We start from the raw sequence: 13,622 nt of genomic DNA, 5'->3' as shown, positions 1-13,622 counted from the left end.
TAAAAAATGACGAAACAACAAAAAATAGATAATTTTGATCCATCACAGCCAGGCTTAGCAGATGCTACGGTTTTTGGATTGCCTTTTACAGCAGACGAAAGTGAAATTGTAATAGTACCTGTGCCTTGGGAAGTTACTGTGAGTTATGGAGCAGGAGCTTCAGATGGACCAAATGCTGTTTTAGATGCTTCTTACCAAGTTGATTTACATCATCAAGATTTTCCAGAATTATGGAAATTAGGCATATATATGGATGAAGCGCCCGAACATTGGGCAAAAAATTCAGAAAAACATAAAAGTTTAGCGCAGCCTATAATTGAAGCATTAGAAAAAGGGGAAGACGTAGCCACATTTCCTGTTCTACAAGCCGATTTAGATAAAATAAATAAAGTATGCCGTGAATTACATACTGAAGTAAAAGAACGAATTCAATTTTGGCAAAGTAAAGGTAAAAAAGTGGTTTTGCTTGGTGGTGATCATAGTACACCACTTGGCTATTATGAAGCATTAGCAGCAACGCATGATTCGTTCGGCATCTTGCATTTAGATGCTCACATGGATTTGCGTATTGCTTACGAAGGGTTCACATATTCCCACGCTTCTATCATGTATAATACGTTACAACTATCTCAAGTTTCAAAAATTGTACAAGTGGGAATTAGAGATTTTTGTGAACAAGAAGTAGATGTGGTACAGCAAGCAAAAGGCAGAGTGAAAGTATTTACAGATAGTGATTTAAAAAAGGCACAATTTGAAGGCAAAACATGGAAGCAACAATGTGAAGAAATTATAGCACAATTGCCTCAAAAAGTTTGTATATCTTTTGATATTGATGGTATGTATCCTTGGTATTGCCCTAATACAGGCACGCCAGTTCCTGGAGGATTTTCTTTCGAACAAGCGACTTATTTATTTAATTTACTAGCAGATTCAGGTAAAGATATTATTGGTTTTGACTTAGTAGAAGTAGCACCCGGTGAGTCTGACGATTGGGACGGAAATGTAGGAGCTAGAATGTTGTTTCACATGTGTGGGGTATTAGCAAAAAACAATAAGTTGCCTGTGGGAACGACACTCAATTTTTAGAAAAATCATGCAAACACCCCAAAAAATAGCTATTGTAGGTTCTGGTTTAGTAGGTACGCTGTTAGCTATTTATTTAAAAAAACTGGGTCATACAGTTCATGTATATGATAGAAGTCCAGATATTAGGAAAATAAATTTTTCTGGAAGATCTATAAATTTAGTAATGTCAAATAGAGGTTGGCGTGCTTTAGAAAAAATTGGTTTAGTTGACGAAATTAAGCAGATTGGTATTCCTGTAGATAAGCGTGCTATTCATTTGCCTCACGAGCCTCTAAATTATCAATATTACGGAAAAGAAGGCGAAGCTATTTTTTCATTATCAAGGGGTAATTTAAATAAAAAAATGGTCGATTTAGCGGAACAGGCAGGTGTTGTATTTTATTTCAATCATAAAGTTTGGGATGTCACACTAAACACAGCCACACTTCATGAAGGCGAAGAGGAAAGAGGAGTTTGGAATGAGCTAAAATATGATAAAATTTTTGGAGCAGATGGCGCGTTTTCAAGAGTAAGACACCGCATGCAGCGACAAAGTATGTTTAATTATTCCCAAGAATTTATTCCATTAGGATACAAAGAGCTTCATATTCCTGCTAATGCTGATGGAACCCATAAATTAGATAAAAATTCATTACACATATGGCCTAGACGAAATTTCATGTTGATGGCATTGGCAAACCCTGATGGCACATTTACGTGTACGTTATTTATGCCGCATCAAGGAGAAAATTCATTTGAAACCCTACAAGATAAATCAAAGCTGGTTGATTTTTTTGCAGAATATTTCCCAGATACAAAAGAAGTATTGCCAAATTTGATAGAGGATTTTTACCGAAATCCCACAAGCTATTTAGTTACAATGAAATGTTATCCATGGGCTTTTGAAGATAAAGTAGCACTTATTGGTGATGCAGCGCATGCTATTGTTCCATTTTATGGTCACGGTATGAATGCCGGTTTTGAAGACATAACCATATTGATGGAAAAAATTGAACAATATGGTGATGATTGGCACACTATATTTAAAGAATATCAATTGGAAAGAAAACCAAATGCCGACGCTATTGCGGAACTTTCGTATCGAAACTTTATGGAAATGAGTGCCAAAACAGCAGATGCTAAATTTTTATTGCAAAAGAAAATTGAAAAGTGGTTCTCAGAAAAACATCCTGAAAAATGGGTGCCTTTATATAGTAGAGTAACTTTCAGTCATCAACCTTATTCTGAAGCATTAGCTATAGGCGATTTCCAAAATCAAATTATGGAACAAATCATGCAAATGCCAGACATTGAAAACAAATGGAATTCTGAAGAAGTTGAAACAAAAATTTTAAACTTACTTCAAAAAGATTAAAAATCTTCTCTGTGTACTTTTGTAAAATCAAATGCAGGTTTACAAATAGCAATATACTCACACGGTTCGTTAAATGGATTGGAATATTGAACCCTCGTATTTTTTTCAATTTTAATAGATTGACCAGCTTCTAAAATAATTTGTTCCTCTTCGATAATAAATTGTTTTTTTCCGCGAATAATAAAAGTATATTCATCAAATTCTGGTGTTTGAAAAGGTTCACTCCAGCCTGGTGGCGCAATCATATGTGCAAGTGAAATTTCAGGGTTTGCAGTACTAGCTAAACCGTGGTGCTCAGCAATCCTTTTTCCATCTGTGGTTGGAACTATAAATGGCGTCTTTTGTATGGTATATTTTTTCATTTGAATTTGTAGTATTACTTTTTAAAAATAAAATAAACGGCTAAAATTAAAAAACAAAATCCTAATATATGATTCCATTTTAAGGTCTCGTTTTTGAAGAATAAAAAACTAAAAGTAACAAAAATTAGTAGAGTAATTACTTCCTGAATGACTTTTAACTGTAATAAAGAAAAAGGACCTCCATTGCCTTGAAAACCTATTTTATTTGCAGGTACTTGAAAAAAATATTCAAATAAGGCTAATCCCCAACTAATAAATATTAGAGTAAGCAAACCGGCATTTTCAAATAATTTGAATTCTTTAAATTTTAAATGACCATACCAAGCTAATGTCATAAATACATTGGATAACACTAATAATCCTATTGTAATAATTCCCTTCATCAATTGAGGTTTAAACGCTAAATTAATTCCTGCAAGATTTTTAAAAATACAGCTTAGATGAATTTTTTAATGCGTTTTTTTTCGAAAACAAAATTATTATAAATAATTTAAAAAAAACAACCTGAATGCCTTAAAAAACAACTTTATGTTTGAGTATGATTTTTAATTTTTAACCTAAACTGCATTTTTATTAATAAAAAAATAATATAGTTCACTTTGTTTTTGGTATAATATTTGTTTTTAAGATTATGTTAATGTTAATTTTTATTGATTTAGTTTTTTTTTAAAGTCTAATTCATATAAATTTGCGACTTAACATAAATCAAATTAATTAAATAATTTATTAATCAATTTAAACTAAAAATTAAGAAAATGGCACAGGATTTAAACGTTTCTGTAGAGAACAAAGAAAGTAAAGGAGTTGGAATGTTCACAGGTATTGCAATTATTGCATGTATTATTGTCGGATTCCTAGTTTGGGCATATGTATTAGGTTCAGCAAGTAATTTTAATGATGCTGAGAAACATGCTCCAAAAAACATATTAGGAACAATGTACCTAGGAGGTTATATTGTACCAGTATTATTAGGCTTTTTATTGATGACAATTACTTTCTCTGTTGAAAGATTTATAGTTTTATCTAAAGTTTCTGGAAAAGGTAATTTAGATACTTTTGTTAAAAATGTAATTTCAAGTGTTAAGTCTGGAGATGTAAATGCTGCACTTGCTGCATGTGATGAACAACAAGGTTCTGTGGCTAACGTTGTAAAAGCAGGTTTGTTAAAATCTGAGCAAGTTAAAAAAGACGGTTTAGACGTTGAAAAAGCTACTGATAATATCGCAAAAGAAATTGAGCAAGCTACATCTTTAGAAATGCCAATGTTAGAAAAAAATATGACAATTCTTTCTACTTTAGTATCTATTGGTACATTATGTGGATTATTAGGAACGGTATCAGGTATGATCAAAGCTTTCCAAGAGCTAGGTGCGGCTGGAACCCCAGATCAAGCAGCTTTAGCGGTTGGTATCTCTGAGGCACTTGTAAATACATTAACTGGTATTGCTACTTCTACATTTGCAATTATTGCATATAACTATTTCACATCTAAAATTGATACATTAACTTATTATATTGATGAAGCAGGTTTTGCTATTACGCAAGCTTTCAACAGAAATAAATAATTAATTTATACAATTAAGTAAAGATGGCAAAAATAAAAATATCAAAAAAGAGCAACAAAATAGACATGACAGCTATGTGTGACGTAGCGTTCTTATTATTGTCCTTTTTTATCATGACAGCCACAGCAAAAGTTCCTGAGCCAAAACCAGTAGATACTCCAGCTTCAACAGTTCAAGCAAAATTGCCAGAACATGATTTAGCTACCATTACTATTGGTGACAGTGCCGTTTATTTTGGAATGACAGATCGTGATGTAAGAGTAAAAGCTCTTGAAATCATGGCTGATAAATACAAAATGGAATTTTCTGAAGATGAAAAAGCGAAGTTTGCTTTGGTTGATGGGTTTGGAGTATCATTAGCGCAGCTAAAATCTCTAATTGCTTTACCAGGAGCTGAAAGAAATAAAGAAGGATTGCAAAAAGGGATTCCATATGAAATGCCTGCAGATTCTTCTAATAGTCAATTGGCAGACTGGGTAATGTCTTCACGTGAAGCATTAAAAGAGTTAAGAATGAAGGATTTGCATTTTGCAATTAAAGCAGATGGCAAAGAAAAATATCCTACAGTAAAGAAAATTTTAGACATGATGCAAAAGCAAAAAGTGAATAACTTTTACTTAGTAACAGGTTTAAGAAGTGAAGATTTTTAATTGAATAATAAGAAAAAAACATGGCAGAATTAAATACCGGCGGCGGCGATAAAGGCGGCAAGGTAAGAAGTAAAAAATCTAACCCTGGGGTAGATTTAACAGCGATGGTGGATTTAGCCTTCTTGTTAATTACATTCTTCATCTTAACCACTACATTGTCTAAGCCACAATCAATGGATTTAGCCTTACCAGATAAAGATAAACCTAAAACGGAAGATGCACCACCGCCAGAAACACCAGCATGGAGAACCATGACGGTAGTGTTAGGAAGTGACAACAAGTTGGTGTATTACATTGGTCAAGCAAAAGAACCTTTAGAAGGTACACCAAAAGTAGAAAGCTATGGTGGAAAAGGTATCAGAAAAGTAATTTTAGCAAAACAAGAAGATGTTAAGGCTAGAGTAGCTGGTTTGGGAGGAAATCCAGAAAAAGATGGATTAACGATATTGATTAAAGCATCAAAATCTTCAAATTATAAAAATTTAGTAGACATCTTAGACGAAATGGCCATTACAAAAACAAAAGTATATGCCATTGTAGATACTACACTTGAAGATTTAAAAATGCTTGAAGACAAAGGAATTAAATAACATAACTTTTAAAAATTAAATTATGAGTTCAAAAATAAACTTATTCCACGATAGCTGGTTAAACACCGTTTTTGCTGGTCGTAACAAAAGTTATGGAGCTTACGAATTGAGACAAACAAATCCAAGAACTACAATGAAAGCGCTTTTGTTTGTTTTTCTTTTTACTTGTACGTTGGTGTTCTCATATTATGGTTATCTTTTTTATCAAAAAGTAGCTAAAGCTAATGAAGAAGAAAAAATCACTAAAGTTGAATTAAAAAGTATTGAACAGCCTAAAAAAGATGAGCCAAAAAAAATCATCGAGCAAAAGGTAGAGCCTGTAAAACAAACCAAATCAATTGTTGATGTGGTGAAATTTGTACCTCCTGTTATTGTTGATAAACAAACAGTTGATACACCACCACCATCTATTGACGATTTAAAAGATAAAAAAACAGGAGCAACTGATGTGAAAGCATCAAATGACGCTGATGCTGATTTAAATTTAGATGGTTCAGATAGTAATAGAAATGTTGACGCTGATAATACAGATTATAGTCAAATTTTTACGTCTGTTGAGGTAAATCCAGAACCACCAGGTGGTATTAATGCATTTAGAACAAAAGTTCAAAATGGATTATTAGGTAGTTTAGGTGATTTAGAAGAATCATTAGACGGTTCTGTAAGAATTCGTTTTGTCGTAATGGAAGATGGTTCTCTTGGAAACTTTGAAATTTTGGAAGAAAATCCAAGAGGATATAAGTTGGCTGATAAAGCAATTCAACAAATTAAAAAATCACCAAAATGGAAAGCGGGTGTGATGAATGGTAGAAACGTAAAAGTATATTATTCATTCCCATTAAAATTCCATATTTCGGCTGAATAACTATGATGAATAATTTATTTCATACTTTTAAACAGAAATCGCCTAAACAGCGATTTCTGTTTGTTTTTGGCCTTTTGATGATAATGGCTTATTTTATTCTTGCAGGAATTTTTATTTGTTGGGAAGCCATGCCTGTAACGGTAGCTTATCAAAGCAGAATATATTTTGGTGTTTTACTAATTGTATATGGTTGCATACGATTTTATAGATTATTAAAAACAGAAGACTAATGCGAAAAATTATCTTGTTATTTGTGTTTTTTCCGCTTTTTTTGGTAGCACAAGAGGCACAACCAGAAACTAAAAAATCTAATTATATTTATTCTTCTGTTGAAGTTAATCCTGAACCTCCAGGAGGTATTAATGCTTTCAGACAATATGTAGCGACTGAACTTATGCATTACTTGGGAGACATAAAAGAGCCTTTACAAGTTTCTGTATTAATACGATTTATTGTAACCGAGGAGGGTTTGTTGAGTGATTTTGAGTTAGTGCGAGAATCTGTAAACAGTTACAATTTAGGTAAAAGAGCCATTTTTGTGATTAAAAATAGTCCAAAATGGAAACCTGGTCTCATGAATGGAAGAAATGTAAAAGTGTATTATTCATTTCCGATAAAATTTAATATCAATTAAAATGTATTTTAAAAAACATACTATTTTTTTATACTTGTTTTTACTAGTAACATTTGTTTTCTGTAAGAAAGAAAATAAAAATGGGGTTGAAGAAACAGTAACTACTGGAAAATTGGTGGTGTATGTAGATGAAACGTTGTTACCCATAATGGAAGAACAAAAACAAGTTTTTGAAAGTCAATATCCTTATGCAAAAATAACGTTAGTTGCCAAACCCGAAATTGAGATTAGTAAAGCGATTGTAGAAGGTAAAGCAGATTTTGTCATTTTGCCTAGAACGCTAAACGAAAATGAAAAATTAGTTTTCAAGTCTAAAAATATATCAGGTAAAATTACGCCTTTTGCGAAAGATGCCATAGCCGTTTTAGTGAATAAGGCACAAGAAGGAGAGTCTATCACAACAGAAGGTGTCTTTAAAGCATTACGTGGAGAAGAAACAACGCAACAATTGGTTTTTGATAATGCAAATTCGAGTACCTTGAATTACTTAATGGAACAGGCAGGGACAAAAAAAATTGGAAAAACTCACATCAAAGCACTTAAAAATAATATCGAAGTTATTAAATTTGTGTCCGAAAATAAAAATGCTATTGGGTTTGTAGGGGTTAATTGGTTAACCAATACGGATGCTGAAACAGAAAAATTAATAAAAAAGTGTACTGTTTTAGCTCTTGGAAAAGAGTTAAAAACAGCTGTAAAACCAACGCAGACAAACATTGCCTTAGATTCATATCCTTTTACAAGAAAAATATTTTTGTTAAATTATCAAGGAAAAACAGGTTTAGGCATGGGATTTGCATCTTTTGTAGCAGGAAATGTAGGACAACGAATAATTTTAAAATCAGGTTTGTTGCCTCATGAAATTCCAACAAGAGAAATTAGAATTAGAAAAAAAATATAAAAAGGATTTAAAATGAGAAAAGCGATTTTTGTAGGTATTGTTACTTTAGCAACTACATTTGGGAGTTATGCACAAGATTTAGAGCAAGTAAAAAAGACCATTGATGCAGAGAAATTCTCTGAAGCAAGAAAGTCATTAAAAAATTTGGTATCAACAGCACCAGATAAAGGACGTAATTACTTTTACTTAGGACAAGTATATTTAGCGTTAGAAAAACAAGATTCTGCAAAAATTTATTTTGAAAAAGGGAAAGGTGTAAAAGACGCAGGTCATTTAAATTATATTGGTTTAGCACATGTAGATTTAATCTATGGGAACAAAACAAGTGCACAAAACAATATAGCAATGGCTATGCAGAATGCAAAAAAGAAAGATACCGAAGAACAAATCTTTATAGCACGCGCTTATTTAAACCAAGAAAATCCAGAATACAGTAAAGCTATAGAAGCTGGAAAAAAGGGAATAGCTAGTGATCCGAAATCGGCGTTAGCTTATTTGGCTTTAGGAGATGCATATTTTGCAGATAAAAACACCAATGATGCATATGCTGCTTACAGAAATGCATATGATTTAGATAATACATTATTACGTGCAAAGTTACAATTAGCCATGATTACAAGAAATGCAAGAGCGTATAACGAGTCTATTAAAGCTATAAATGAAGTAATCACAATGGATCCAAATTATGGGCCAGCACATAGAGAATTAGCTGAAACGTATTTTGCGTGGGGGTATAATGAAACAGCAAAATATCAAGAGAATACAGCTAAAGCATTAGAGGAATATAGAAAGTACATGAGTTTAACAGATACTTCTGTAGATTCTAGAATGCGTTATGCCGATTTCTTAATCATCACTAAAGATTGGAAAGCATTAGAAGCAGAGGCAACTATGATTCAAAAAATGGATAAAGTAAATCCGAGAATTTATAGATACTTAGGGTATGCCTATATTGAAACAGGTAGACCAGACGCTGCTATTCAAGCATTTAACGAGTTTTTTGCTAAGGCAGATAAAAGAAAAATAAAAGGTAGAGATTATTTGTATTTAGCTAAAGCAAAATTAGCTTCTGCTATGGATGCAAATGGTGTAATTACTAATAAAACAAAATTTGATGAATCTGTTGTGGATTTACAAAAAGCAGCTGAGTTAGATACAAAACTATCTGTAGAGTTTAGTGAAATAGGAGTGAAGCTATACAAACAAAAAGCCTATTTTGAAGCGGCAAAATTATTAGATTTAGCAATCAAAAATCCAGCTTCAAAATCATTTGCTCTAGATAATTATTATTATGGAAATTGTATTTTATTTGGATCAATTGACAAAACACCTGAGCAAAAAGCTACACTAACAGTGGAATTTGAAAAAGCAAATGCAGCTTATGCCGAAGTTATTAAAGCTTCTCCAAAAACACAAGATGCTTATTTGAATAAAGGAAAATTGAATCGTGTACATGGAACTGATGCTTCAAAATTACTTGCTGTAGCTGATTATGAAGGCTATGTAAAAGTAGTAACTGAAAAAGGTGAAGCTGAATTGTCAAAAGAAGCAGTTAAGAAAAATTTATTAGATGCATACCAATTTATTGGTTCTAGTTATGCTGCAACGGATAAAGTAAAAGCAATTGCTGCATTTGAAGAAGCTAAAAAATTAGATCCAACTAATAAATACGTGTCTGAATCTTTAGAAGTATTAAAAAAATAATTGTAAATCAATATTTAGGAGCCGATAACAATTGTTATCGGCTTTTTTCATTGATAAAAAACAAGTTGTAATTTTTAATAAATACGTATCTTTGCCCGCATTATAATTCAAATATGTTAGCAAAAGAAATTCAATTAGCCGTAGATAAAGGAGAAATGCTTCCACTAATGGAAGAGTTTTATACGATTCAAGGTGAAGGGTATCACACAGGAACAGCGGCTTATTTTATAAGAATTGGAGGATGTGATGTGGGTTGCCATTGGTGTGATGTGAAAGAAAGTTGGAATGCCGAATTGCATCCGCCAACGCATACAGACTTAATTGTTGCCAATGCCAAAAAATATGCTGATACAGTAGTAGTTACTGGTGGAGAACCTTTAACATGGGATATGAATTTGTTGACATCAAAACTAAAAGAGCAAAAATGCAAGGTACATATCGAAACCTCTGGAGCCTATGAAGTTACGGGAAGTTGGGATTGGTTTTGTTTATCACCAAAGAAAAATAAATTACCAGTTCAAAGCGCCTATGCTATCGCTAACGAATTAAAAGTAATTATCTACAACAAACACGATTTTATTTTTGCAGAAGAACAAGCAGCAAAAGTAAATGCTAATACTATTCTTTTTCTACAACCCGAATGGAGCAAAAAAGAAGAAATGACGCCTTTAATTGTAGAATATGTAATGAATAATCCTAAATGGAGAGTTTCGTTGCAAACGCATAAATATTTGAATATTCCTTAATTTTTTGCTCGCAAAGTGCAAAGAATTAATCTTTGTGGAACTTCGTGCTAGAACTTTGTGTGGCTTTGTGTAACGAAAACTTTAATTTATATTTTAGAAAGTTTCGCTAAATAATCAAAATGATTTCCTTCTAAAATTAATTGGCATTCTAAACCATTGGCAATCGCCGCATTTTGAAGTGTATTGTAATCCAAATACAACCAATCAAAAGTATTTTCCGTTTCTCCTTTATATTGAATGGTAAATGTTAGTTCGCCATAATAACCATTTGCAGGAACCTCGTAAGCACCCTCTTCGTCTTGGTCATACATGTAAATTAAGTCTGAACTATCAATTAAAATTTGCCCGTCTTCATTTAAAAGTGATTTCAATTTTTGTAAATATGTTGAAATCGTATTCATTTTTCCGAATATTCCTGTTCCGTTCATTAAAAGAAGAATAGTGTCATACTGATTTGGTATACTGAGCGTAGTCGAAGTATCAGTATCTAAATCCAAAATATCCGAAACTTTACAATCTTTCAACCCTCTTAGTTTACATGCTTTAATTGCATTTTCAGAAATATCAATAGCGGTCACATCAAAACCTTTTTCTTGCAAATACAAGGCATGACTTCCCGCACCGCATCCTACGTCTAAAACTTTTCCTTTGGCTAATTGTAATGCTTTTTGTTCCAATTTTGGCATCTCTTTAAAATCCCGAAATAAATAAGCAACACTCATTTCATCGGCTTCCGAAATAGATGTTTCTGTGATTAAATCTTCGGGAGAATTATTTGTTTGGAAATCTAAAATGGCTTTTCCGAAAAGGTCTTTCATGGTTTGTATTTCAAAATTCAACATTCGTTATTCTAAATTCGAAATTCAAAATCGTAACTTTGTAGCAGAAAATTCATAAAATGCTAAAGCCAAATTTAAACGAACTCGGAAAACTTGCCAAAGATACGCATAACGAAACCAAAAAGTATTTTGACAAGCTAAAAAAGAAAACACCTAAGAATTTAGATTATGTAATGCAAGATTTACATGATGCGGAATTCAAAAAAACGGATTGTTTGGAATGTGCCAATTGTTGTAAAACAACAGGGCCATTGTTTACTTCGGCTGATATTGAACGTATTTCAAAAAGTTTTCGTCAGAAGCCACAACAATTTATTGACCAATACCTTCGCATTGATGAAGATAACGATTATGTTTTGAAAAGTGTACCGTGTACGTTTTTAGATAGCGACAACAAATGTTTTATCTACGATGTTCGTCCAAAAGCATGTAGAGAATTTCCACACACCGATAGAAAAAAGTTTCAACAAATTTCAGATTTGACCTTAAAAAATGTAGCTATTTGTCCTGCAGCATTTAATATTGTGGAGAAGATGAAACTAAAAATACCAATATAATATGATAAAAATGAATTATTTAAGACCAATGCTATGGACAAATCAACTTATAGAATCGGTTGATTTTTATGTAAATGTATTGGGTTTTACTTGCGAAGAATTTAACGAAGAGTGGCAATGGGCGTCTTTAATAAATGAGGGAGTAAGTATTATGTTGGCAAAACCTAATGAGCATATGGTTTTTGAAACACCTATTTTTACAGGTTCGCTTTATTTTAATGTAGACAATGTTGAGCAACTTTGGAATAAACTTAAAGATTCATGTCAAGTTTGTTATGAATTAGAAGTTTTTCCTTGGGAAATGAAAGAATTTGCAATTTATGATAACAATGGATATTTGTTACAGTTTGGTGAAAATTTAATATAAAATATATTTCTGTCTCATTTTTTTAAACTGTTCCAAGCCTTCTTGCCAAGTTTTTCTAATTTCTTTTTCGGTCATTCCGGCTTCAATTTGTTCCCGTAATTTTTTGGTTCCGGCTAATTTGGTAAAGAAATCATTGAAGAATACGGTTTTGTCTGTGGTTTTGTTATATGCTATCAATAGCCATTTTAGCTCCAATTGATTTACTTTTTTTATTTTGGTTAAATCTTCTCCAAAACATAGTTTTCCATTATGTACAGGATCTTTTGCGCCAAAATTTGGCTTAGGAGTAAAACTAAAATCAAATTCATTTTCAGGTAAAAATGGCGAACCATAAATTTGAAATTGCTTTTCAGTGCCTCTGCCTACACTTACATTCGTACCTTCAAAAAAACACAAACTTGCATATAAGTTAATAGCTTGGTCATTTGGTAAATTAGGCGAAGGCTTCACTGGCAAGCTGTATTTCATATCATGCGAATAATTCAAACAAGGGGCTACTTTCAAGTCACATTGAAGTGCTTGTCTTGAGTTATTCGAAGGCTTTAACCATTTTTCTCCATTAATCATTTGTGCATATTCGCCAATCGTCATGCCGTGCAAAACTGGAATTTCATGCATGCCTACAAAACTTTTGTATTCTTTTTCTAATATCGGACCATCTACAATAGCGCCATTCGGATTAGGTCTGTCTAAAACTAAAAGGGGTATGTTGTTTTCTGCACAAGCTTCCATTACATAATGTAGTGTAGAAATATAGGTATAAAAACGAGCTCCCACATCTTGTAAATCAAAAACCAGAATGTCAATATCTGCTAATTGCTCAGGTTTAGGTTTTTTGTTATTTCCATAAAGGGAAATAATTGGCAAACCTGTTTGTGTGTCTTTTCCATCTTTTATTAATTCTCCCGCATCAGCTGTGCCTCTAAAACCATGTTCGGGCGCAAATATTTTTTGTACACTAATGTTTTTATGAAGTAGAAAATCTACAATTGAAACTTCTTTGTTTACTATTTTAGCTTGATTATTAATTCTAGGATCTTGTACAAATATCATTTCAATAGAGTGATAGTTAATTATCCCCGTAGGATTTGTAACAATTCCAATTTTCTTATTTTCTAATAAAGGTAAATAGCTTTCAAAATTTTCAGCTCCGGTTTTAAAAGTAGCATCAATTGAACGAGAATTCAAAGTCATAGTGTCACCGCCAGGTTTTCTCTGCGAAACACTCTTTTTACTACTGCATGAAACAGAAAGTAATAGTAAGCTAATTAATGTTGTAAATCTATATATATTATATTTCATATGTAGTTATTTATTTGTTTTTAAAAGACCTATGGTATAGTGATTTCATAGCTATTTTTTAATCTGTGTAAAATTGTGTAATCTGTGGCAAAAAACTTTA

17 protein-coding genes are annotated in these 13,622 nt (G+C 32.3%); 13 read left to right on the top strand and 4 right to left on the bottom strand.

What is annotated here, in order from left to right; all coding sequences use genetic code 11:
- Positions 1–6: 6 nt before the first annotated feature.
- Together RF683_RS08040 and RF683_RS08035 are read left to right on the top strand one after the other, a co-directional pair.
- Positions 7–1,086 (top strand): agmatinase family protein, encoded by a 1,080-nt coding sequence (locus RF683_RS08040; RefSeq protein ID WP_309531806.1) that lies wholly within the window; start codon positions 7–9, stop codon positions 1,084–1,086.
- Positions 1,087–1,093: 7 nt separating this feature from the next.
- On the top strand, positions 1,094–2,440 hold the full coding sequence (locus tag RF683_RS08035) for an FAD-dependent oxidoreductase (RefSeq protein ID WP_309531804.1): 1,347 nt from the start codon (positions 1,094–1,096) through the stop codon (positions 2,438–2,440).
- Here RF683_RS08035 and RF683_RS08030 read toward each other — a convergent pair.
- Both RF683_RS08030 and RF683_RS08025 read right to left on the bottom strand, forming a co-directional pair.
- The gene (locus RF683_RS08030) at positions 2,437–2,802 is read right to left on the bottom strand and encodes a cupin domain-containing protein (protein WP_309531803.1); all 366 of its coding nucleotides are present in this window, start codon (positions 2,800–2,802) and stop codon (positions 2,437–2,439) included. The two genes, RF683_RS08035 and RF683_RS08030, sit on opposite strands and share 4 nt — an antisense overlap.
- 14 nt (positions 2,803–2,816) lie before the next feature.
- Complete coding sequence (locus RF683_RS08025) at positions 2,817–3,185, bottom strand: DMT family protein (RefSeq protein ID WP_309531802.1); 369 nt, start codon at positions 3,183–3,185, stop codon at positions 2,817–2,819.
- Positions 3,186–3,557: 372 nt separating this feature from the next.
- Between RF683_RS08025 and RF683_RS08020 the strand changes: the two genes are divergently transcribed.
- The 9 genes from RF683_RS08020 (at position 3,558) to RF683_RS07980 (ending at position 10,457) form a co-directional block, all read left to right on the top strand.
- The gene (locus RF683_RS08020) at positions 3,558–4,367 is read left to right on the top strand and encodes a MotA/TolQ/ExbB proton channel family protein (protein WP_309531801.1); all 810 of its coding nucleotides are present in this window, start codon (positions 3,558–3,560) and stop codon (positions 4,365–4,367) included.
- A 23-nt stretch (positions 4,368–4,390) separates the two neighbouring features.
- Positions 4,391–5,017 (top strand): biopolymer transporter ExbD, encoded by a 627-nt coding sequence (locus RF683_RS08015; RefSeq protein WP_309531800.1) that lies wholly within the window; start codon positions 4,391–4,393, stop codon positions 5,015–5,017.
- A 20-nt stretch (positions 5,018–5,037) separates the two neighbouring features.
- Complete coding sequence (locus RF683_RS08010; RefSeq protein ID WP_309531799.1) at positions 5,038–5,607, top strand: ExbD/TolR family protein; 570 nt, start codon at positions 5,038–5,040, stop codon at positions 5,605–5,607.
- A 22-nt stretch (positions 5,608–5,629) separates the two neighbouring features.
- Positions 5,630–6,472 (top strand): energy transducer TonB, encoded by an 843-nt coding sequence (locus RF683_RS08005; protein ID WP_309531798.1) that lies wholly within the window; start codon positions 5,630–5,632, stop codon positions 6,470–6,472.
- A 2-nt stretch (positions 6,473–6,474) separates the two neighbouring features.
- Positions 6,475–6,702, top strand: a complete 228-nt coding sequence (locus RF683_RS08000; protein WP_309531797.1) for a hypothetical protein — start codon at positions 6,475–6,477, stop codon at positions 6,700–6,702.
- A complete protein-coding gene (locus RF683_RS07995; RefSeq protein WP_309531796.1) occupies positions 6,702–7,106 on the top strand; it encodes an energy transducer TonB in 405 nt (134 codons plus the stop codon). Before RF683_RS08000 ends, RF683_RS07995 begins: the two co-directional genes overlap by 1 nt.
- A gap of 1 nt (position 7,107) precedes the next feature.
- Positions 7,108–8,007, top strand: a complete 900-nt coding sequence (locus tag RF683_RS07990; RefSeq protein WP_309531795.1) for a PstS family phosphate ABC transporter substrate-binding protein — start codon at positions 7,108–7,110, stop codon at positions 8,005–8,007.
- 12 nt (positions 8,008–8,019) lie between these two features.
- Positions 8,020–9,711, top strand: coding sequence for a tetratricopeptide repeat protein (locus RF683_RS07985; RefSeq protein ID WP_309531794.1), 1,692 nt, complete (start codon positions 8,020–8,022; stop codon positions 9,709–9,711).
- Between the two features lie 113 nt (positions 9,712–9,824).
- Positions 9,825–10,457 carry a 7-carboxy-7-deazaguanine synthase QueE gene (locus RF683_RS07980; protein ID WP_309531793.1) on the top strand — a complete coding sequence of 211 codons (633 nt, stop codon included), beginning with the start codon at positions 9,825–9,827 and terminating at the stop codon, positions 10,455–10,457.
- 86 nt (positions 10,458–10,543) lie between these two features.
- Here RF683_RS07980 and RF683_RS07975 read toward each other — a convergent pair whose 3' ends face one another.
- A complete protein-coding gene (locus RF683_RS07975; protein WP_309531792.1) occupies positions 10,544–11,275 on the bottom strand; it encodes a class I SAM-dependent methyltransferase in 732 nt (243 codons plus the stop codon).
- Between the two features lie 80 nt (positions 11,276–11,355).
- On the opposite strand from RF683_RS07975, the gene RF683_RS07970 reads away from it, so the two are divergent.
- Together RF683_RS07970 and RF683_RS07965 are read left to right on the top strand one after the other, a co-directional pair.
- Complete coding sequence (locus RF683_RS07970) at positions 11,356–11,853, top strand: YkgJ family cysteine cluster protein (protein WP_298658739.1); 498 nt, start codon at positions 11,356–11,358, stop codon at positions 11,851–11,853.
- 10 nt (positions 11,854–11,863) lie between these two features.
- Complete coding sequence (locus tag RF683_RS07965) at positions 11,864–12,220, top strand: VOC family protein (RefSeq protein ID WP_309531791.1); 357 nt, start codon at positions 11,864–11,866, stop codon at positions 12,218–12,220.
- Here RF683_RS07965 and RF683_RS07960 read toward each other — a convergent pair.
- Positions 12,212–13,522 (bottom strand): exo-beta-N-acetylmuramidase NamZ family protein, encoded by a 1,311-nt coding sequence (locus tag RF683_RS07960; RefSeq protein WP_309531790.1) that lies wholly within the window; start codon positions 13,520–13,522, stop codon positions 12,212–12,214. The genes RF683_RS07965 and RF683_RS07960 overlap by 9 nt on opposite strands.
- Between the last annotated feature and the right edge of the window lie 100 nt (positions 13,523–13,622).

Origin of the sequence: Flavobacterium sp. 20NA77.7, from assembly GCF_031326205.1 — a bacterium.
Taxonomy (GTDB): domain Bacteria; phylum Bacteroidota; class Bacteroidia; order Flavobacteriales; family Flavobacteriaceae; genus Flavobacterium; species Flavobacterium nakdongensis.
The sequence above is the reverse complement of the archived record's forward strand: the minus strand, read 5'-3'. Positions and strand labels throughout refer to the sequence as shown.

What these genes read in the sequence shown, in the direction of transcription:
- RF683_RS08040 (WP_309531806.1), top strand. Translation starts at nt 7, where the DNA reads ATGACGAAACAACAAAAAATAGATAATTTTGATCCATCACAGCCAGGC.
- RF683_RS08035 (WP_309531804.1), top strand. Translation starts at nt 1,094, where the DNA reads ATGCAAACACCCCAAAAAATAGCTATTGTAGGTTCTGGTTTAGTAGGT.
- RF683_RS08030 (WP_309531803.1), bottom strand. Translation starts at nt 2,802, where the DNA reads ATGAAAAAATATACCATACAAAAGACGCCATTTATAGTTCCAACCACA.
- RF683_RS08025 (WP_309531802.1), bottom strand. Translation starts at nt 3,185, where the DNA reads ATGAAGGGAATTATTACAATAGGATTATTAGTGTTATCCAATGTATTT.
- RF683_RS08020 (WP_309531801.1), top strand. Translation starts at nt 3,558, where the DNA reads ATGGCACAGGATTTAAACGTTTCTGTAGAGAACAAAGAAAGTAAAGGA.
- RF683_RS08015 (WP_309531800.1), top strand. Translation starts at nt 4,391, where the DNA reads ATGGCAAAAATAAAAATATCAAAAAAGAGCAACAAAATAGACATGACA.
- RF683_RS08010 (WP_309531799.1), top strand. Translation starts at nt 5,038, where the DNA reads ATGGCAGAATTAAATACCGGCGGCGGCGATAAAGGCGGCAAGGTAAGA.
- RF683_RS08005 (WP_309531798.1), top strand. Translation starts at nt 5,630, where the DNA reads ATGAGTTCAAAAATAAACTTATTCCACGATAGCTGGTTAAACACCGTT.
- RF683_RS08000 (WP_309531797.1), top strand. Translation starts at nt 6,475, where the DNA reads ATGATGAATAATTTATTTCATACTTTTAAACAGAAATCGCCTAAACAG.
- RF683_RS07995 (WP_309531796.1), top strand. Translation starts at nt 6,702, where the DNA reads ATGCGAAAAATTATCTTGTTATTTGTGTTTTTTCCGCTTTTTTTGGTA.
- RF683_RS07990 (WP_309531795.1), top strand. Translation starts at nt 7,108, where the DNA reads ATGTATTTTAAAAAACATACTATTTTTTTATACTTGTTTTTACTAGTA.
- RF683_RS07985 (WP_309531794.1), top strand. Translation starts at nt 8,020, where the DNA reads ATGAGAAAAGCGATTTTTGTAGGTATTGTTACTTTAGCAACTACATTT.
- RF683_RS07980 (WP_309531793.1), top strand. Translation starts at nt 9,825, where the DNA reads ATGTTAGCAAAAGAAATTCAATTAGCCGTAGATAAAGGAGAAATGCTT.
- RF683_RS07975 (WP_309531792.1), bottom strand. Translation starts at nt 11,275, where the DNA reads ATGAAAGACCTTTTCGGAAAAGCCATTTTAGATTTCCAAACAAATAAT.
- RF683_RS07970 (WP_298658739.1), top strand. Translation starts at nt 11,356, where the DNA reads ATGCTAAAGCCAAATTTAAACGAACTCGGAAAACTTGCCAAAGATACG.
- RF683_RS07965 (WP_309531791.1), top strand. Translation starts at nt 11,864, where the DNA reads ATGAATTATTTAAGACCAATGCTATGGACAAATCAACTTATAGAATCG.
- RF683_RS07960 (WP_309531790.1), bottom strand. Translation starts at nt 13,522, where the DNA reads ATGAAATATAATATATATAGATTTACAACATTAATTAGCTTACTATTA.